Here is a 17,159-nt window from a genome sequence, read left to right as displayed (position 1 = left end):
CGCAGCCGATTCGGCCGCGACGGGAGGTGGCCTATTAGGCCAGTTTGATCTCGACATCAACACCCGCGGCGAGATCGAGCTTCATAAGAGCGTCGACCGTCTGCGGCGTGGGCTGAACGATATCCAGGAGGCGCTTGTAGGTGCGCACCTCAAACTGTTCGCGCGACTTCTTGTCGATGTGCGGTCCACGGTTGACCGTGAACTTTTCGATGCGCGTCGGGAGGGGAATGGGGCCGCGGATGAGCGCGCCGGTGCGTCGGGCGGTGTCGGCGATGTCGCCGGTGGCCTGATCGAGCACGCGATGGTCGAACGCCTTCAGGCGAATACGGATGTTCTGCGTTTCCATTTCTCTACCGATGCGAAAGAGCCGTGCCCCTGGAGCCGGACCGAATCTGCCGGCCGAATCCTTCGGGGCGAAAAAATACCGGCCGGCTCCGTAGGGGAGCCGGCCGGCTCATGCAAGCAATTACTTGACGATCGTGCCGACGACGCCGGCGCCGACCGTGCGGCCGCCCTCGCGAATGGCGAAGCGCAGGCCCTGGTCCATGGCGATCGGGGCGATCAGCTTGACGCCGATCGAGACGTTGTCGCCCGGCATCACCATCTCGGTGCCTTCCGGCAGCTGCACTTCGCCCGTCACGTCGGTCGTGCGGAAGTAGAACTGCGGACGGTAGTTGGCGAAGAACGGCGTGTGACGGCCGCCTTCGTCCTTCGACAGGACGTAGACTTCGGCCTTGAACTCGGTGTGCGGGGTGATCGTGCCCGGCTTCGCGAGCACCTGGCCACGCTCCACCTCGTCACGGCCGACGCCGCGGATCAGCGCACCGATGTTGTCGCCGGCCTGGCCCTGGTCGAGCAGCTTGCGGAACATTTCGACGCCGGTCACGACGGTCTTGCGGGTGTCCTTGATGCCGACGATCTCGACTTCCTCGCCCACCTTGACGACGCCGGTCTCGACGCGGCCGGTCACCACGGTGCCGCGGCCCGAGATCGAGAACACGTCTTCGATCGGCATCAGGAACGACTTGTCGAGCGGACGCTCCGGCTGGGGGATCCAGCTGTCGACGGCCTGCATCAGCTTCAGCACGGCGTCATGGCCGATTTCCGGGGTCTTGCCTTCGAGGGCGGCGACCGCCGAGCCGGCGATGATCGGAATGTTGTCGCCGTCGAAGTCATACTTCGAGAGCAGCTCGCGGATTTCCAGCTCGACGAGCTCGAGAATCTCGGCGTCGTCGACCAGGTCGACCTTGTTCAGGAACACGACGAGCTGCGGCACGCCGACCTGACGGGCGAGCAGGATGTGCTCGCGGGTCTGCGGCATCGGGCCGTCGGTGGCGGACACGACCAGGATCGCGCCGTCCATCTGCGCGGCGCCGGTGATCATGTTCTTCACATAGTCGGCGTGGCCCGGGCAGTCGACGTGGGCATAGTGACGGTCGGCCGTCTCATACTCGACGTGCGCGGTCGAGATGGTGATGCCGCGCTCGCGCTCTTCCGGCGCCTTGTCGATGTTGGCGTAGTCGACGAAGGTCGCGCCGCCGGTCTCGGCGAGCACCTTGGTGATCGCGGCCGTCAGCGAGGTCTTGCCATGGTCGACGTGACCGATGGTGCCGATGTTGCAGTGCGGCTTCGTCCGCTCGAACTTAGCTTTCGCCATTGTATCCTACCTTCTTCTCAAACCGTTTTCCGAGCGCGCCGCCCGATGCGGACGCGCCCATAACCACAAATTCAGCTTTACGCCAGCTTCGCCTTCACCTCGTCCGCGACGTTCGCCGGGACTTCGTCATAATGCGAGAACTGCATCGTGTACTGCGCGCGCCCCTGCGTGAACGAGCGGAGCTGGTTCACGTAGCCGAACATGTTGGCGAGCGGCACCATCGCCTCGACGACCTGGGCGTTGCCCCGGCTGTCGGTGCCCTGGATCTGGCCGCGACGGCTGTTCATGTCGCCGATCACGTCGCCCAGATAGTCTTCCGGCGTCACCACCTCGACCTTCATGATCGGTTCGAGCAGCTTGATGCCAGCCTTCTGCGCCGCTTCGCGCATCGCGCCGCGGCCGGTGATTTCGAACGCAAGCGCCGACGAGTCGACGTCGTGATACTTGCCGTCCAGCAGCTCGACCGAGAAGTCGATGATCGGGAAGCCGATCAGCGAACCGGTCTCGGCGGTCTCGCGCATGCCCTTTTCGACCGAGGGGATATATTCACGCGGAATATTGCCGCCCTTGACCGAATCGATGAACACGAAGCCGGTGCCGCGCTCGCCGGGGGTGAGCTTCACCTTCACTTCGCCGAACTGGCCGGAGCCGCCCGACTGCTTCTTGTGCGTGTAGGTGACTTCCACCGGCTTCGCGAGATATTCGCGATACGCCACCTGCGGCGCGCCGACATTGGCCTCGACCTTGAACTCGCGCTTCATGCGGTCGACGAGGATCTCGAGGTGGAGCTCGCCCATCCCCTTGATGATCGTCTGGCCCGATTCGTGGTCGGTCGAAACGCGGAACGAGGGGTCCTCGGCGGCCAGGCGGTTGAGGGCGACGCCCATCTTCTCCTGGTCGGCCTTGGTCTTCGGCTCCACCGACAGCTCGATCACCGGCTCGGGGAATTCCATCCGCTCCAGGATGATCGGAGCGGTCGGCGCGCACAGCGTGTCGCCGGTGGTGGTTTCCTTGAGGCCGGCGAGCGCGACGATGTCGCCCGCATAGGCTTCGTCGATGTCCTCACGCGAGTTGGCGTGCATGAGGAGCATGCGGCCGATCTTTTCCTTCTTGTCCTTCACCGAGTTCAGGTAGGTGCCCTTTTCGAGCTTGCCCGAATAGATGCGCGCGAAGGTGAGCGAGCCCACGAAGGGATCGTTCATGATCTTGAACGCCAGCGCCGACATCGGCGCCGTATCGTCGGCCGGACGCGAATCCTTGGTCTCGCCGTCCAGCTTGACGCCTTCGACCGGCGGGATGTCCAGCGGGCTCGGCAGGTAATCGACGACGGCGTCGAGCAGCGGCTGCACGCCCTTGTTCTTGAAGGCCGAGCCGCACAGCACCGGCACGAACGAGAAGTTCAGCGTGCCCTTGCGGATCAGCGCCTTCAGCGTGGCGGCATCCGGCTCATTGCCCTCGAGATAGGCTTCCATCGCCGCATCGTCCTGCTCGACGGCGGTCTCGATCAGCTCGCTGCGCGCGGCGGCCGCGGCATCGGCGAGGTCGGCGGGGATGTCCTGATATTCGAACTTCGCGCCGAGCGATTCCTCGAGCCACACGATCGCGCGGTTGTTCACCAGGTCGACCAGGCCCTTGAAGCCGCCTTCGATGCCGATCGGGAGATAGAGGACGAGCGGACGGGCGCCGAGACGATCCTTGATCATCTCCACGCAGCGCTCGAAGCTCGCGCCGGTGCGGTCAAGCTTGTTGACGAAGCACATGCGCGGAACCTTGTACTTCTCCGCCTGGCGCCACACGGTTTCGGACTGCGGCTCCACGCCGGCCACGCCGTCGAAGCAGGCGACCGCGCCGTCGAGCACGCGCAGCGAACGTTCCACCTCGATGGTGAAATCGACGTGGCCGGGCGTGTCGATGATGTTGATCCGGTGGTCGTCCCAGAAACAGGTCGTCGCGGCCGACGTGATCGTGATGCCGCGCTCCTGCTCCTGCTCCATCCAGTCCATCGTGGCGGTGCCTTCGTGGACTTCACCGATCTTGTAGGACTTGCCGGTGTAATAAAGAATGCGCTCGGTCGTCGTCGTCTTGCCGGCGTCGATGTGCGCCATGATGCCGATATTGCGATACTTGGCGAGCGGGTGGCTGCGGGCCATGATCTAATCTCCGATGTCGGGGATCGGAGCGTGCGCTCCGTCCCCGACGATATGGGAAGTATGTGTGACTCTTTCGAGTCCCGCCGATTACCAGCGGCGGTTACAAACCCGTCGTTACCAACGGTAGTGCGAGAAGGCGCGGTTCGCTTCCGCCATGCGGTGCGTATCCTCGCGCTTCTTCACCGCGTTGCCGCGGTTGTTGGCGGCGTCGAGCAGCTCGCCCGAGAGACGCGCCGACATGGTGTTCTCGCTGCGCGCGCGGGCGGCGGCGATCAGCCAGCGGATCGCCAGCGCCTGCGAACGCTCCGGACGGACTTCCACCGGCACCTGGTAGGTGGCACCGCCGACGCGGCGGCTGCGGACCTCGATGCCCGGACGGATGTTGTTGAGCGCATCGTGGAACACGCCCAGCGGATCCTTCTTGGCGCGCGCCTCGACGGTATCCAGCGCCGAATAGACGATGCTTTCGGCGACCGACTTCTTGCCGTCGAGCATGACGGAATTCATGAACTTGCTGAGCACGACATCCCCGAACTTCGGATCGGGCAGGATTTCGCGCTTTTCGGGACGACGACGACGAGCCATCTCGTTACTTCCTTATCTAGGCGCCCGGGGCCGCGAGGGCCGCGCCGGGCATGTCAACCGGCCTTGGCCAGAGCTTACTTCGGACGCTTGGCGCCGTACTTCGAACGGCTCTGCTTGCGATCCTTCACGCCCTGCGTGTCGAGCACGCCGCGCAGCACGTGATAGCGCACGCCCGGAAGGTCGCGCACACGGCCGCCGCGAATCAGCACCACCGAGTGCTCCTGCAGGTTGTGGCCTTCGCCGGGGATGTAGCTGATGACTTCGCGCTGGTTGGTCAGGCGGATCTTCGCGACCTTGCGGAGAGCCGAGTTCGGCTTCTTCGGGGTGGTCGTGTAGACACGCGTGCAGACGCCGCGCTTCTGCGGGTTCTGCTCCATCGCGGGAACCTTGGACTTGGCCTTCTGCGGCTCGCGTCCCTTGCGGATCAACTGATTGATCGTCGGCATGAAGCCCTTCACCTTTTGTTACCGGAAAAACCGGCGGTTACTTTACCGATGCCCGAATTGCCCCGGGGCATGCCCGGAACGCGCAAAGGCCCCGGCGGCCTAACGACCCGCCCGGACCATTGCGTGCATCAGCAATGTTCAAGCTAGTCCGCCATCCGGGAATCCGGCGGACGAACAGCGCGGCGCTATAGAGAGAGAGTCGCCCTGGGTCAACGGGGGCCGCCTCGCGCCCGCCAGCCGTCCCGGCCGGGGCAAGCGATACCCCGCCGCCCCGCCCGATTCCATCGGTGCGGCGCCGGAATGGCTCGCGCCGTCCATTATGCCCCGGCGGCGCGGTTGCAAAGGCCGGCCTGCTCCATATCGTCGTCACCGGGGGGTCGCGATTCGCCCGTATGTCCGGGCAAATCGATCGATCAGGGGACATTACGGATGGGATGGTTCAACGCATTCGCGCAGGCGGCCATCATCGGCACCGTCCGCCCTTATGTAAGCCGGGAACTGCCCGGCTGGGGCAAGCTCTACAACAGGCTGATCGGCACCTACGCCCATGACGGCTTCTGGGCGGGGCAGCCGCCCCGCTGGGTGCGCGGCAAGCTGCACGGCTATGAGATGCGGGTGGATATCCGCCGCTGGTCCAACCGGGCGACCTTCTTCCTGGGCCGCTTCTACGACCTGCCGACCCAGCTTCTGATGATGGGCGTGGTGCGGCGCGGCGACACGGTGGTGGACATCGGCGCCAACGAAGGGATGATATCGCTGCTGCTGAGCCGGCTGGCCGGGCCGGATGGACGGGTGATCGCCTTCGAGCCCAATCCCGGCCCGCGCGCCGTGTTCGAGGCCAATCTGGAACGCAACCGCATCATGAACACGCGCGTCCACGCCTGCGGCCTGGCCGACGAGCCGGGCACGCTTCCGCTGTTCGTGCCGCACATGAACAGCGGCGAGGGATCGTTCGGCGCACGGCGCTACGATGCGGACGAAGGCGAGACCATCGCCTGCCCGATCGGCGTGGGCGACGAGATGCTGGCGGGCGAGATACCGGCGGTGATCAAGATCGACGTCGAGGGGTTCGAGCTTCGCGTGCTGCGCGGGCTGAGCAAGACGATGGCCCAGGCCAAGCCCGTGATCGTGATGGAGATGGTGGCGAGCCACCTGGCCCGCGCCGACGCCTCGCCCGCCGCGCTGATGGAGGAGTTGGCGCGCCACGGCTATGTCGGCCACCGCCTCGGCGTCGAACGGGTCGGCGGGCGGCAGGCCCTGCGGCTGATCCCCGTCGATCCGGCGGCGGAGTGGACCGACGGCGATCTGGTGTGGACGGTGCCCGGATCGGCCGGGCACGACGCGATCGAGGCCATCAGGCAGCCGGCGGGATAAGCCGCCGGCCGCCGTTCAGCGCAGGTCCTTCACCACGTCCCCGCCCTTCATCACGAAGGGCACGGATTCGAGCAGGCGGACATTGGCGGTCGGATCGCCGGAGACGGCGATGATGTCCCCATAGCGACCGGGCTCGATCGCGCCGACGCTCGATTCGCGGCCCAGCGCCTGCGCGGCGGTGAGGGTGGCGGCGCGGATCGCCTCCGCCGGCGTCATGCCGTAGCGGACCATGATCGCGAACTGGCCGGCGGCGGTGCCGTGCGGCATCACCCCGGCATCGGTGCCGAACACCAGCTTCACGCCGGCATCATGCGCCTTGCGGAAATTCTGGCGCTGGATCTCGGCGATCTCGCGGTCCTTGCGGAGATTATCCTCCAGCACGCCGTTCTTCGCGCCTTCCGACTGGGTATATTCGGTGTTGAAGATATCCATGGAAAGATAGGTGCCACGCTCCCTGGCCAGCCTGATCCCCTCATCGTCGATCAGGCTGGCATGCTCGATCGTGTCGATGCCGGCGCGGATCGCCGCCTTGATGCCGGCGGTGCCATGGGCATGGGCGGCGACCTTCAGGCCCCACATATGCGCTTCATCGGCAATGCCCCGAAGCTCCGCCTCGCTAAGCTGCTGCTGCCCCGGCTCGGTATTGCGGGAGAAGACGCCGCCCGTCGCGCAGACCTTGATGACTTCCGCGCCATATTTGCGCTGCTCGCGCACCCGCTGGCGAAGCTCGTCCACCGAATCGCCGACCGCCTTGCCCTTCGCCTCGAACGAGGGCGGCAGATAGGTCTCGTCGCAATGGCCGCCGGTCGCGCCCAGCGCGTGGGCCGCGGGCACGATGCGGGGGCCGGGGATCAGCCCTTCCTCGATCGCCTGCTTCATGCCGACATCGGCATAATTGCCCGATCCGACGTTGCGGACGGTGGTGAAGCCCGCTTCCAGCATCGCCTTGGCATTGGCGGTGCCCTGAATCGCCCAGAAGCTGTCGGTGAACTGGAGGCCGGTATAGCCGCCATAATGCGGGTTGCCATCGAGGTGGACGTGCATGTCGATCAGGCCCGGCAGGATCGTCATCTCGCCGAGATCGACGCGCCGAATCCCCCCCGGAAACACATGCCGAGCATCACCGCGCGTAGTGACGGATTGTATGCGGCCGTCGACGATGGCAACGACCGGATCGTCAAGCAGCTTGCCCGATTTCGCATCGAACATATGTGCGGCCGTGACGACCACGGTTTCCGCCGAAGCCGGCGCGGCTACGGTGGCGAGCAACAGCGCGGAAAGCGCCGCAAGCGATTGTTTCATAAGACCCCCTTCGTCCTCGGTCGCCAGTCGTAACCCCGCCTCCCGCCGCCGGCAATCGGGCATTCACCCCCGGCGAGCGAGGCGGAGGCAGCCGGCGACCCACAAGAGGCCGATCGCCCAGCCGGCGGCCACGTCGCTCGGCCAATGGACGGAGAGCATCACCCGCGACAGGCCGATGGCGAGCGCGAGCGCAAGGGCCGCCGCCGTCCATCCCCAGGCCGGCGACCAGAGACGGGCGGCCGCGAGCCATACGATCAGGTTGTTGGCGGCATGGCCGCTCGGCATGCTGGCGGAGCGGACGATGTCCTGATGCGGCAGCAGATCGGGCCGGGGCCGGCCGATCGCCGACTTGAGCAGCAGGACGAGCAGCGCCCCGCCCGCGACGATGGCGAGGAACAGGCCGGCGCGCCTGAGGCCGCGCCGCCAGCCGATCAGCGCCGCAAGCAGCAGAACGATAAGAAAACGCGGCCCGGCATCGCCGAACCGCGTGAAGAAAAGCGCGAGTCCGGCGGCGGCCGATCCGGGTTCGACCGCCAGCGCGTGGAGCAGGGCGGCATCGAGGCCGGCCGTCATCCCTGCCCCCGCCGCTCCGCACCTTCCGGGCGGAGCGTCAATGGATCCTGACTTTCGTCAGGATGGCGGGGCATGGGGAGGATCGCCCTGCCCTAGAAGTGCAGCGCGCGGCCGTAGGCGGAGAGCACGCTTTCGTGCATCATCTCGGACAGGGTCGGGTGCGGGAAGACCGTCTCGATCAGTTCCGCCTCGGTGGTCTCGAGCTGCTTGGCGACGGTATAGCCCTCGATCAGCTCGGTCACTTCCGCGCCGACCATGTGCGCGCCGAGCAGCTCGCCGGTCTTGGCATCGAACACCGTCTTGATGAAGCCTTCCGCCTCGCCCAGCGCGATCGCCTTGCCGTTGCCGATGAAGGGGAACTTGCCGACCTTCACCTCATAGCCGGCTTCCTTGGCCTTCGCCTCGGTCAGGCCGACGGACGCCACCTGCGGCCGCGAATAGGTGCAGCCGGGGATGTTGCGCTTGTCCATCGCGTGCGGATGCTGGCCAGCGATCGCCTCGGCCGCGATCACGCCTTCGTGGCTCGCCTTGTGCGCCAGCCATGGCGGCGCGGTGACATCGCCGATCGCCCAGAGGCCGGGCACGCTGGTGCGGCCCATCGGATCGGTATCGATATGGCCCTTGGTGGTCTTCACCCCCAGCGCCTCCAGCCCGATATTCTCGGTATTGGGGACGATGCCGACCGCGACGATGACATGGCTGAACTCGGTCGTCTCGACCTTGCCGTCCTTGCCCTTGATCTGGGCGGTGACGCCCTTGGCGCCCGTCTTCAGCGATTCGACGCCGGCGCCGGTGAAGATCTTCATCCCCTGCTTGGTCAGCGCCTTTTCCATGAAGGCGGAGACTTCCTCGTCCTCCACCGGCAGGATGCGGGGCAGCATCTCGACGATCGTCACGTCGACGCCCATGTCCGAATAGAAGCTGGCGAATTCCACGCCGATCGCGCCCGATCCGATGACGAGCAGCTTCGTCGGCACTTCCTTGGGCGTCATCGCGTGGCGATAGGTCCAGATCCGCTCGCCGTCCGCCTTGGCGAAGGGCAGGTCGCGGGCGCGGGCGCCAGTGGCGATGATGATGTCCTTGGCGGCGAGATCGGTCTTCTTGCCGTCCTTCTCGACGCTCAGCCTGCCCTTGCCGGTGATCGTGCCGGTGCCTTCGACGACGGTGATCTTGTTCTTCTTCATCAGCGTCTTGACGCCGGCGTTGAGCTGGGCGGCGACGCCGCGCGACCGCTTCACCACCTTGGCGATGTCGAAGCCCGGCTTCTCCACCGACAGGCCATAGGCCTCAGCATGGGTCATGTAGTGATAGATTTCCGAGGTGCGGAGCAGCGCCTTGGTGGGGATGCAGCCCCAGTTCAGGCAGATGCCGCCGAGCAGCTCGCGCTCGACGATCGCGACCTTGAGGCCGAGCTGCGCGGCCCGGATCGCGGCGACATAGCCGCCGGGACCGGAGCCGAGGACGATGAGATCATAGGTGTCAGCCAAGGAAATGCTCCCGATCCAACTGCGATGCGGGAGGAGCGCCCCCGCATCGACGATTATCTAGTTCGCCGCTCCGTCCGCCGGCAGCGGGGGGACGCGGCGGGGCTGCCGGTCCTCGCCGATGGCGACGAAGGTGAAGGTGGCGTGCGTCACCTGATAGCTGCGGTCGTCGTGCCGGGCGCGGCGCCAGGCCTGCACCTCGATCTTCATCGAGGTGCGGCCGACGCCGACCAGCGACGCATAGACCGACACCTCGTCGCCGACGACGACGGGGCGGTGGAAGGTCATCCCCTCCACCGCGATCGTCACCGCGCGGCCGTGCGAGTAGCGCGAGGCGACCGATCCGGCGGCCGAGTCCATCATGCTCATCAGCCAGCCGCCGAATATGTCCCCATAGGGGTTCGTATCGGCCGGCATCGCGATCACGCGGATCGCCGGTTCGCCCGAAGGCGGGATATCGTCGTCCCGGCTCAAGCCAGCATGCCCAGCGGCTTTTCGACGAGGCGCTTGAACGCAGCCATCAGCTCGGCGCCGACGGCGCCGTCGATGGCGCGGTGATCGAAGCTGCCGGTCGCCGTCATCACCGTGGCGATGGCCAGCGCGTCATTGACGACATAGGGCCGCTTCTCGCCCGCGCCGACCGCGAGGATCATGCCCTGCGGCGGATTGATGACGGCGTCGAACTGCTTGATGCCGAACATGCCGAGGTTGGAGATGGAGGCGGTGCCGCCCTGATATTCCTCGGGCGAGAGCTTGCCTTCGCGGGCGCGGGCGGCAAGATCCTTCGCCTCGGTGGCGATGCGCGACAGCGGCTTGTTGACGACGTCCGTGATCACCGGGGTGATGAGGCCGCCGGGGATGGCGACCGCCATCGAAATGTCCGACCGCTGGAATTTGACAAGGTTGTCGCCGGCGAACTGGACGTTCGCATCCGGCACCTCGGCCAGCGCCACGCCGAGCGCCTTGATGAGGAGATCGTTGACCGAAAGCTTGACGCCCCGGCCCTCCAGCCCGGCGTTGAGCTCGCCCCGCAGCTTGAGCAGCGCATCGAGGTTGCAGTCGATCGTCAGATAATAATGCGGCACCGTCTGCTTCGACTCGGTGAGCCGCTTGGCGATCGTCTTGCGCATGTTGGAAAGCTTGATCGTCTCGGCCGGGATGCCGGCCGGAGCGGCGGCAGGCGCGGGCGCGGGCTGGGCAGCAGGCGCACCGGCGGCAGCGGCCGGGGCGGCGGCGCCCGGCTTAACGCCTTCCACGTCCGCCTTGACGATGCGGCCATGCGGCCCCGATCCGGTGACGGCGGCGAGATCGATGCCCTGGGCCTGGGCGATACGGCGGGCGAGCGGGCTCGCCTTCACGCGATCGCCCGATGCGGCCGGCTGGGCGGCGGGACGGGGCGCGTCCGCCTTGGGGGCTTCGGCCTTGGCGGTTGCGGGTTCGGCCTTCGGCGCGGGGGCTTCGGCCGGCTTTTCCGCCTTGGGCGCGGGCGCGGAGGACGCGGCGGCGGCGGCATCCTCGCCCTCGCCGGCGATCAGCGCGATCACCTCGCCCACCTTCACGCCATCGGTGCCCTCGGGGATGACGATCTTCGCGATCGTGCCTTCATCGACCGCCTCGAACTCCATCGTCGCCTTGTCGGTCTCGATCTCGGCCAGGAGATCGCCGGACTTCACCGTATCGCCTTCCTTCACCAGCCATTTCGCCAACGTCCCCTCCTCCATCGTCGGCGAGAGGGCGGGCATTTTGAGTTCGATGGGCATAAGGCTGGCCTCGAATATCTGGGCAGGGAACAGGCGACCGTCTCTCGGACAAGCGGCCCTGCCGGTCAAGGCCCCCTTCCCCCGCGTCATGCTTGCCTGCGCGCTTCATTTCACCCATGTCTTGCCCCCAACAGGGAGAGACGAGCGATGCGCACCTATCTGGTGGTGATCGACGATAATGACGAATCGCGCGTCGCGCTGCGCTTCGCCGCGCGCCGCGCCGCCAAGACGGGCGGCGCCGTGGAGATCGTGGCGCTGATCCCGCCCCCGGAGTTCGTGCAATGGGGCGGCGTGCAGGCGGCGATGATGGAGGAAGCCCGGCTGCGCGCCGATGCGCTGGTGGCGCAGGCGGCGGGCGAGCTGATCGAGGAAACGGGTCTGCGCCCTTCCATCACCGTGCGCGACGGCGATCCGGTGGCGGCGGTGCGCGCGATGCTGAAGGAACGGCCGGAAACCGCCGCCCTGGTGCTGGGCGCCGCCGCATCCGGCGCGCCGGGGCCGCTGGTCGCCCATTTTGCCGGGCAGGACGCCGGCAAGCTGCCCTGCCCGGTGATGATCATCCCCGGATCGCTGAGCGACGAGGCGCTGGACCGGCTGAGCTGAGCCTGCCTTCTATTCGCCGATCCGGCCCGCCAGGATCACCGCCAGCGCGGTAATGCCGGCCACGTCCTCGGCATCGAAGCGGTTGGGGGTGGGGCTGTCCAGATCGATCACCGCGATCACCCGGCCGTCGCGCTTCACCGGCACCACCAGTTCGGAGGCGGAGGCCGCGTCGCAGGCGATGTGGCCGGAAAACGCATGGACATCGGCCACGCACTGCGCCTGCCCGCTTTCCGCCGCCGTGCCACACACCCCCTTGCCGAAGGGGATGCGGATGCAGGCGGCCTTGCCCTGGAACGGCCCCAGCACCAGTTCGCGCCCCTGCGCGCGATAGAAGCCGGCCCAGTTGAGATCGGGCAGATATTCCCACAGCAGCGCCGCCGCATTGGCCATGTTGGCGACCGGATCGGGCTCGCCCGCCGTCACCGCCTCCAGCGCGGCGGCGAGATCGCGGTAGAGGGCCGGCTTGTCCTGCCCATCGGCCATGGCGAACTGATACATCGGATATTCCTTCAATCCATGCGGACCTTGCCGCGTCCGCGCTTGATTTCGGATCGCTGCGACTTTCCTTCAAGCCGGCGCGCCTTGGCCGCCTTGCCGGGCTTGGTCTTCACCCGGCGCACGGGGCGGACATGGGCCTTGGCCAGCAATTCCCCCAGCCGTTCGCGCGCCTCGGCCCGGTTCGCCTCCCGCGTGCGGTGGGTGCGGGCCACCAGCACGATCGCGCCATCGGCGGTGAAGCGGCTGCCCGCCAGTTCCTTCAGCCGGCGATAGACATCGGGCGCGAGGCCCAGCGCGAACACGTCGAGCCGGATCTGCACCGCCGTCGCTACCTTGTTGACATTCTGGCCGCCCGGCCCGGTGGCGGCGAGAAATTTCTCCTCCAGCGCGTCCTCCGGGATCGGCCAGGGTTCAGGCGGCGGCATCGGGAACGGCGGCATGGGCCGCGAACGGCCCGAAGCTGGGCGGCGGATCGGCCAGCGCCGTCACCGGCGGCTTGCCTTCGCGCGGCACCGTGAGCGCGCGGGCGTGGAGCAGCATCGGCCCGGCATCGCCCCGGCCATAGACCGAATCGCCAACGATCGGCGCGCCGAGCCCCGATGCGGCATGGACGCGGATCTGGTGGGTGCGGCCGGTTTCGGGCCGGAATTCGATCAGCGCCCGGCCGTCCGCCTCCATCAGCTTGCGCCAATGGGTGCGCGATGCCTTGCCGCGATCGTCCACCACCATCCGCCACCCTTCCTCGCGGGTCGAAACCTTGAGGAGCGGCAGATCGATCACCCCTTCCGCCTCGGCCGGCGGCGGGCTGACGACGGCCCAATAGACCTTGGTGACGCTGCCCGCCTCGAACGCGGCCGAAAAGCGCTTGTGCGCCTTGGGGTTGCGCGCGAGCAGCAGGCAGCCCGAGGTATCGCGATCGAGCCGGTGGACGATCTGCGGCCGGCGTTGGAAACCGAAGCGCAGCGAATCGAGATGGTTCTCCACGCTCAACGATCCGTCCCGCACCGGCGTTACCGGCAGGCCGGCGGGCTTATCGACGACAAGCGCCTCGGCATCGATGAAAAGGACATGATCGGAGAGCATCCGCCCGCTCTGTCACGGAGCGGGGCGGTGCGCAACTTCGGCGGCGCGCGCCTTAGTCGTGGGCCTCGTCGCGACGGAAGCGCCGGCGCAGCCAGCGCACCGCGAGGATCAGTCCACCCGCCGCCAGCACCCAGGGCAGAATGGTGGCGACCAGCGTGACCAGCAGGCCCAGACTTTCCCCGAAAAAGCCCGCGACATTGCCCACGGACCGCCGCAATGGCTGCCAGAAGCCGGCATCATCCGGCGCGTAGCCGATCTCGATGGTCGACATCGCCACGCGCCCGCGCGCTTCGGCCAGCCAGGATCGGGCGGCGTCGATCTCCTCCTGCACCTCGGCCACCGCCTTTTCCGCCGCGACAAGATCGGCGACGGGGCCGTTGCGCGTCTGGAGCAGGGCCATGAGCCGGTCGGCAAGCGCTTGCCGGGCGCGCACCCGCGCCTCCGTGTCGACGATGCGCTTGGAAAGATCCTCCGCCTCGATGCTCGCATCGCCCTGGCGGCCACCGGCGGATGCCACCGCCTGCCCCAGCGCCGTGCCGAAATTGCGGGCGATTCCCGCCTCGACCGCGAGCGTCATCGAACCGGAGGCGCCGCCATCGTCCCCCGAGGCACGGCCCATCGCCAGCACGCGGCAGCGCGCCGGCCCCAGCCGATCGCACATCGCCAGATGGCGATCCTGCGCGCGGACGATCGCATCGGCGGGCAGCCGGAAGGAATAATGATAAGTATAAGCGATCTGCGGCACGCTGACCTGGATCGCATCTCCGCCCTTTTCTAGGCTTGCGGGGGCTTCGGCCAGTTCCTCGGTGGACGGCGGCGGCTCGACCGATTTGCTGCAGCCGCCCAGCATCAGGGCAAACGCAATCAATCCCCACGACCAGAACCGCCCCATATAGTCCCCAATGCTTCCCCGGTGCGGCGCGACCTTAGATTGAAACCCGATCAATTCCAGAGAAGTTTCGGCGACGGGCGCATTCCGCTCGACGTGAACTTTGGCAGCCTATAGCGTCCTGGGAAGGCGGGGGAGAATCAGGGCGTTGCTCGAATTTCTGGGGGCTGGGGAAAATCTGGCGTTCGCGGTCGCGCTCGCCCTCATGCTGCTGATCGGCGCGGTGGAGGCCGTGGGGCTTTCCGCCGGGATGATCGGCCATGAGATCGACATGGACGGCGATGGCGACTGGCTGGGCTGGCTGGGCATCGGCCGCATTCCGCTGCTGATGCTGCTGTGCGTGCTGCTCGCCTGCTTCGGCCTGATCGGGCTGATCGGCCAGCAGGTGGCGCTGAATCTTACTGGCGCGCTGCTGCCCGGCTGGATCGCGGCGCCGGCGGCCGGCGTGGCGGCGCTGCCCGCCACCGGCATCCTCGCACGCGGGCTGGGCCGCATCCTGCCCCGCGACGAGACCACCGCGATCGACCCCGGCGAACTGGTGGGCCTTGGCGCCACCATCGTCGTCGGCCGCGCCTCCCCCGGGTCGCCCGCCAAGGCGCGGGTCCGCGATCATCATGGCCAGACCCATTATGTGATGGCCGAACCCGACAATCACGGCCAGGTTTTCGGCGAGGACGAGGAGATTCTGCTCGTCCGCCGCGAAGGCAACGTCTTCCGCGCCATCGCCACCGGCCGCCCATCATCGCTGCAACTGGAAGGCTAGATGAGCAACATCGTACCCGTGACCGAACAGGGCAATTCGCTGGTCAGCATCGGCATCTATGCCGGCATCGCGCTGGCGCTGATCCTGACGCTGGGCTTCATCGTCGCCCGGCTCTACAAGCGCGCATCCAAGGAGATCGCCTTCGTCCGCACCGGCTTCGGCGGCGAGAAGGTGGTGATGAACGGCGGCGCGCTGGTGCTGCCGGTGTTCCACGAGACCATGCCGGTCAACATGAACACCGTGCGCCTGGCGGTGGAGCGCAAGAACAGCGACGCGCTGATCACGCTGGACCGCCTGCGCATCGACGTGAAGGCCGAATTCTATGTCCGCGTGCGGCCCGATCGCGAGGCGATCGCCATCGCCGCGCAGACGCTGGGCATGCGGACGATGAATCCCGATGCGCTGAAGGAGCTGGTGGAAGGCAAGTTCGTCGATGCGCTGCGCTCCGTCGCCGCCGGTATGACGATGAACCAGCTGCACGAGCAGCGGTCCGATTTCGTGCAGAAGGTGCAGCAGGTTTCGTCGGCCGATCTGGCGATGAACGGGCTGGAGCTGGAATCGGTTTCGCTGACCGGGCTCGACCAGACATCGATCGAGCATTTCAACGCCAACAACGCCTTCGACGCCGAGGGTCTCACCAAGCTGACCGAGCAGATCGAGCTGCGCAAGAAAGCCCGCAACGATATCGAGCAGGATACCCGCGTCCAGATCGAGGCGAAGAATCTGGAGGCCGCCCGCCAGTCGCTCACCATCGGCCGCGACAGCGAGTTCGCGCGGCTGGAGCAGGAGCGCGAGGTGGAGATGCGCCGCGCCGAGCAGACGTCCGAGATCGCCCGCCAGCAGGCCGAGCGGCAGCGCGAGGCGGACCAGGCGCGCATCCTCGCCAAGCAGCAGACCGACGCCGCCCAGATCGAGGCGGACCGCGCCGTCCAGCAGGCCAAGATCGCCCAGGCGCAGGCGATCGAGATCGCGCGGCAGGAACAGCAGATCGCCGTGCAGAACAAGAGCCGCGAGGAAAGCCAGGCCAAGGCCGAGGCGGACAAGGCGCGCGCGGCCGCCGTCGCCGCCGAGGAGCAGGTGGGCACGGCCCGCGAGACCGAGGTGGCCGAGCGCGTCAAGCGGATCGAGCTGATCGACGCCGCCCGCGAGGCCGAGCGCGCCGCCATCGCCATCCGCGTGCAGGCCGAGGCGGAAAAGCAGGCCGCCGCCGACCGGGCCGAGGCGCTCCGCGCGGCGGCGCAGGGCGAGGCCGATGCGGAGAAGCTGAAGGCCGACGCCGCGCGGGTGCGCTTCGAGGTCGAGGCCGCCGGCCAGCGGGCGATCAACGAGGCGGCGAACCTGCTCTCGTCCGACCAGATCTCGCTCCAGACCAAGATGGCGCTGCTCAAGGTGCTGCCGGAGGTGATCCGCGAGGCGGCGAAGCCGATGGAGGCGATCGACAGCATCAGGATCGTGCAGGTCGACGGCCTCGGCGGCGGCGGGGTCGCGGCCGCCAATGACGGTGGATCAGGCGCGGCGGGCGACGGCAACCTCGCCAACTCGGCGGTATCGGCGGCACTGCGCTATCGCGCGCAGGCGCCGGTGATCGACAGCCTGATGCGCGAGCTGGGCTTCGACGGCGCCACGCTCGATTCGCTGGTGGCGGGCGCGGCCGGCGGCGATACCAAGGCGGTGGCGCCGCCGCGGAACGGCGTGAGCTTCGCCGCCCCGGTCGCCGCCAAGGCCCCCCGCGACGCCGAGCCCGCCAAGGATTGAGGCATTGGAAGAATAAGGGCGCGCGGGGGCGATAATCCCCGCGCGCCTTATTCTTTGGAAGCGAGGCCTCAGGCCCCGATCAGCATGCCCGCCAGCGCCGCCGACATCAGGTTGGCGAGCGATCCGGCGATCAGGGCCTTCACCCCCAGCCGGGCGATCTGCGCGGCGACAACTACGATGGCCGGTTGAGCGGCGACTATGATGGCCGGTAGGATCGGTTGTCTGGTCTGATCGTAG

At 67.4% G+C, this 17,159-nt stretch carries 18 protein-coding genes; 4 read left to right on the top strand and 14 right to left on the bottom strand.

The features are described 5' to 3' along the window. Positions 1–34: 34 nt before the first annotated feature. The 5 genes from rpsJ to rpsL all read right to left on the bottom strand — a co-directional run bounded on the left by rpsJ (position 35) and on the right by rpsL (position 4,838). Positions 35–346: a 30S ribosomal protein S10 gene (gene rpsJ, locus CV103_RS17180; protein WP_011952197.1), complete on the bottom strand. Its 312-nt coding sequence runs from the start codon at positions 344–346 to the stop codon at positions 35–37. 120 nt (positions 347–466) lie between these two features. Beyond that, positions 467–1,657, bottom strand: coding sequence for an elongation factor Tu (tuf, locus tag CV103_RS17175; protein ID WP_015458361.1), 1,191 nt, complete (start codon positions 1,655–1,657; stop codon positions 467–469). Between the two features lie 77 nt (positions 1,658–1,734). After that, positions 1,735–3,807, bottom strand: a complete 2,073-nt coding sequence (gene fusA, locus CV103_RS17170) for an elongation factor G (protein WP_107395653.1) — start codon at positions 3,805–3,807, stop codon at positions 1,735–1,737. 114 nt (positions 3,808–3,921) lie between these two features. After that, positions 3,922–4,392, bottom strand: coding sequence for a 30S ribosomal protein S7 (rpsG, locus tag CV103_RS17165; RefSeq protein ID WP_015458363.1), 471 nt, complete (start codon positions 4,390–4,392; stop codon positions 3,922–3,924). A 74-nt stretch (positions 4,393–4,466) separates the two neighbouring features. Next, positions 4,467–4,838: a 30S ribosomal protein S12 gene (rpsL, locus tag CV103_RS17160; protein ID WP_010127208.1), complete on the bottom strand. Its 372-nt coding sequence runs from the start codon at positions 4,836–4,838 to the stop codon at positions 4,467–4,469. 429 nt (positions 4,839–5,267) lie between these two features. Here rpsL and CV103_RS17155 point away from each other — a divergent pair, with 429 nt between their 5' ends. Then, on the top strand, positions 5,268–6,212 hold the full coding sequence (locus CV103_RS17155; protein ID WP_015458364.1) for an FkbM family methyltransferase: 945 nt from the start codon (positions 5,268–5,270) through the stop codon (positions 6,210–6,212). 15 nt (positions 6,213–6,227) lie between these two features. Here CV103_RS17155 and CV103_RS17150 read toward each other — a convergent pair whose 3' ends face one another. The 5 genes from CV103_RS17150 to CV103_RS17130 all read right to left on the bottom strand — a co-directional run bounded on the left by CV103_RS17150 (position 6,228) and on the right by CV103_RS17130 (position 11,331). Then, positions 6,228–7,514, bottom strand: coding sequence for a Xaa-Pro dipeptidase (locus CV103_RS17150; RefSeq protein ID WP_015458365.1), 1,287 nt, complete (start codon positions 7,512–7,514; stop codon positions 6,228–6,230). 63 nt (positions 7,515–7,577) lie between these two features. After that, positions 7,578–8,087 carry a phosphatase PAP2 family protein gene (locus CV103_RS17145; protein WP_107395651.1) on the bottom strand — a complete coding sequence of 170 codons (510 nt, stop codon included), beginning with the start codon at positions 8,085–8,087 and terminating at the stop codon, positions 7,578–7,580. Between the two features lie 92 nt (positions 8,088–8,179). Next, on the bottom strand, positions 8,180–9,574 hold the full coding sequence (gene lpdA, locus CV103_RS17140) for a dihydrolipoyl dehydrogenase (RefSeq protein WP_107395650.1): 1,395 nt from the start codon (positions 9,572–9,574) through the stop codon (positions 8,180–8,182). A 57-nt stretch (positions 9,575–9,631) separates the two neighbouring features. Further along, on the bottom strand, positions 9,632–9,988 hold the full coding sequence (locus tag CV103_RS17135) for an acyl-CoA thioesterase (RefSeq protein WP_413818452.1): 357 nt from the start codon (positions 9,986–9,988) through the stop codon (positions 9,632–9,634). 53 nt (positions 9,989–10,041) lie between these two features. Further along, positions 10,042–11,331 carry a pyruvate dehydrogenase complex dihydrolipoamide acetyltransferase gene (locus CV103_RS17130; protein WP_107395649.1) on the bottom strand — a complete coding sequence of 430 codons (1,290 nt, stop codon included), beginning with the start codon at positions 11,329–11,331 and terminating at the stop codon, positions 10,042–10,044. A 147-nt stretch (positions 11,332–11,478) separates the two neighbouring features. On the opposite strand from CV103_RS17130, the gene CV103_RS17125 reads away from it, so the two are divergent. After that, the gene (locus CV103_RS17125) at positions 11,479–11,934 is read left to right on the top strand and encodes a universal stress protein (protein WP_015458370.1); all 456 of its coding nucleotides are present in this window, start codon (positions 11,479–11,481) and stop codon (positions 11,932–11,934) included. 9 nt (positions 11,935–11,943) lie between these two features. Here the strand turns inward: CV103_RS17125 and CV103_RS17120 are convergent, their stop codons facing one another. The 4 genes from CV103_RS17120 to CV103_RS17105 are packed head-to-tail and all read right to left on the bottom strand — an operon-like array spanning position 11,944 to position 14,383. Next, the gene (locus tag CV103_RS17120) at positions 11,944–12,432 is read right to left on the bottom strand and encodes a GAF domain-containing protein (RefSeq protein ID WP_107395667.1); all 489 of its coding nucleotides are present in this window, start codon (positions 12,430–12,432) and stop codon (positions 11,944–11,946) included. A gap of 11 nt (positions 12,433–12,443) precedes the next feature. Beyond that, positions 12,444–12,857: an alternative ribosome rescue aminoacyl-tRNA hydrolase ArfB gene (gene arfB / locus CV103_RS17115; RefSeq protein WP_041865257.1), complete on the bottom strand. Its 414-nt coding sequence runs from the start codon at positions 12,855–12,857 to the stop codon at positions 12,444–12,446. Continuing rightward, positions 12,844–13,515: an RluA family pseudouridine synthase gene (locus CV103_RS17110; RefSeq protein ID WP_107395648.1), complete on the bottom strand. Its 672-nt coding sequence runs from the start codon at positions 13,513–13,515 to the stop codon at positions 12,844–12,846. The genes arfB and CV103_RS17110 overlap by 14 nt, the downstream gene beginning before the upstream one ends. A 52-nt stretch (positions 13,516–13,567) precedes the next feature. Further along, positions 13,568–14,383 (bottom strand): DUF4349 domain-containing protein, encoded by an 816-nt coding sequence (locus tag CV103_RS17105; RefSeq protein WP_170112660.1) that lies wholly within the window; start codon positions 14,381–14,383, stop codon positions 13,568–13,570. Between the two features lie 169 nt (positions 14,384–14,552). Between CV103_RS17105 and CV103_RS17100 the strand changes: the two genes are divergently transcribed. Both CV103_RS17100 and CV103_RS17095 read left to right on the top strand, forming a co-directional pair. Further along, complete coding sequence (locus CV103_RS17100) at positions 14,553–15,167, top strand: YqiJ family protein (RefSeq protein WP_107395646.1); 615 nt, start codon at positions 14,553–14,555, stop codon at positions 15,165–15,167. Then, positions 15,168–16,922, top strand: coding sequence for a flotillin family protein (locus tag CV103_RS17095; RefSeq protein WP_107395645.1), 1,755 nt, complete (start codon positions 15,168–15,170; stop codon positions 16,920–16,922). Positions 16,923–17,159 lie beyond the last annotated feature (237 nt).

It is taken from the genome of Edaphosphingomonas fennica, from assembly GCF_003034225.1.
Lineage (GTDB): Bacteria > Pseudomonadota > Alphaproteobacteria > Sphingomonadales > Sphingomonadaceae > Sphingomonas_E > Sphingomonas_E fennica.
The sequence above is the reverse complement of the archived record's forward strand: the minus strand, read 5'-3'. Positions and strand labels throughout refer to the sequence as shown.

Bases quoted from the DNA above. Each gene is read 5' to 3' on its own strand.
- rpsJ (WP_011952197.1), bottom strand. From the start codon at position 346: ATGGAAACGCAGAACATCCGTATTCGCCTGAAGGCGTTCGACCATCGC.
- tuf (WP_015458361.1), bottom strand. From the start codon at position 1,657: ATGGCGAAAGCTAAGTTCGAGCGGACGAAGCCGCACTGCAACATCGGC.
- fusA (WP_107395653.1), bottom strand. From the start codon at position 3,807: ATGGCCCGCAGCCACCCGCTCGCCAAGTATCGCAATATCGGCATCATG.
- rpsG (WP_015458363.1), bottom strand. From the start codon at position 4,392: ATGGCTCGTCGTCGTCGTCCCGAAAAGCGCGAAATCCTGCCCGATCCG.
- rpsL (WP_010127208.1), bottom strand. From the start codon at position 4,838: ATGCCGACGATCAATCAGTTGATCCGCAAGGGACGCGAGCCGCAGAAG.
- CV103_RS17155 (WP_015458364.1), top strand. From the start codon at position 5,268: ATGGGATGGTTCAACGCATTCGCGCAGGCGGCCATCATCGGCACCGTC.
- CV103_RS17150 (WP_015458365.1), bottom strand. From the start codon at position 7,514: ATGAAACAATCGCTTGCGGCGCTTTCCGCGCTGTTGCTCGCCACCGTA.
- CV103_RS17145 (WP_107395651.1), bottom strand. From the start codon at position 8,087: ATGACGGCCGGCCTCGATGCCGCCCTGCTCCACGCGCTGGCGGTCGAA.
- CV103_RS17135 (WP_413818452.1), bottom strand. From the start codon at position 9,988: ATGCCGGCCGATACGAACCCCTATGGGGACATATTCGGCGGCTGGCTG.
- CV103_RS17130 (WP_107395649.1), bottom strand. From the start codon at position 11,331: ATGCCCATCGAACTCAAAATGCCCGCCCTCTCGCCGACGATGGAGGAG.
- CV103_RS17125 (WP_015458370.1), top strand. From the start codon at position 11,479: ATGCGCACCTATCTGGTGGTGATCGACGATAATGACGAATCGCGCGTC.
- CV103_RS17120 (WP_107395667.1), bottom strand. From the start codon at position 12,432: ATGTATCAGTTCGCCATGGCCGATGGGCAGGACAAGCCGGCCCTCTAC.
- arfB (WP_041865257.1), bottom strand. From the start codon at position 12,857: ATGCCGCCGCCTGAACCCTGGCCGATCCCGGAGGACGCGCTGGAGGAG.
- CV103_RS17110 (WP_107395648.1), bottom strand. From the start codon at position 13,515: ATGCTCTCCGATCATGTCCTTTTCATCGATGCCGAGGCGCTTGTCGTC.
- CV103_RS17095 (WP_107395645.1), top strand. From the start codon at position 15,168: ATGAGCAACATCGTACCCGTGACCGAACAGGGCAATTCGCTGGTCAGC.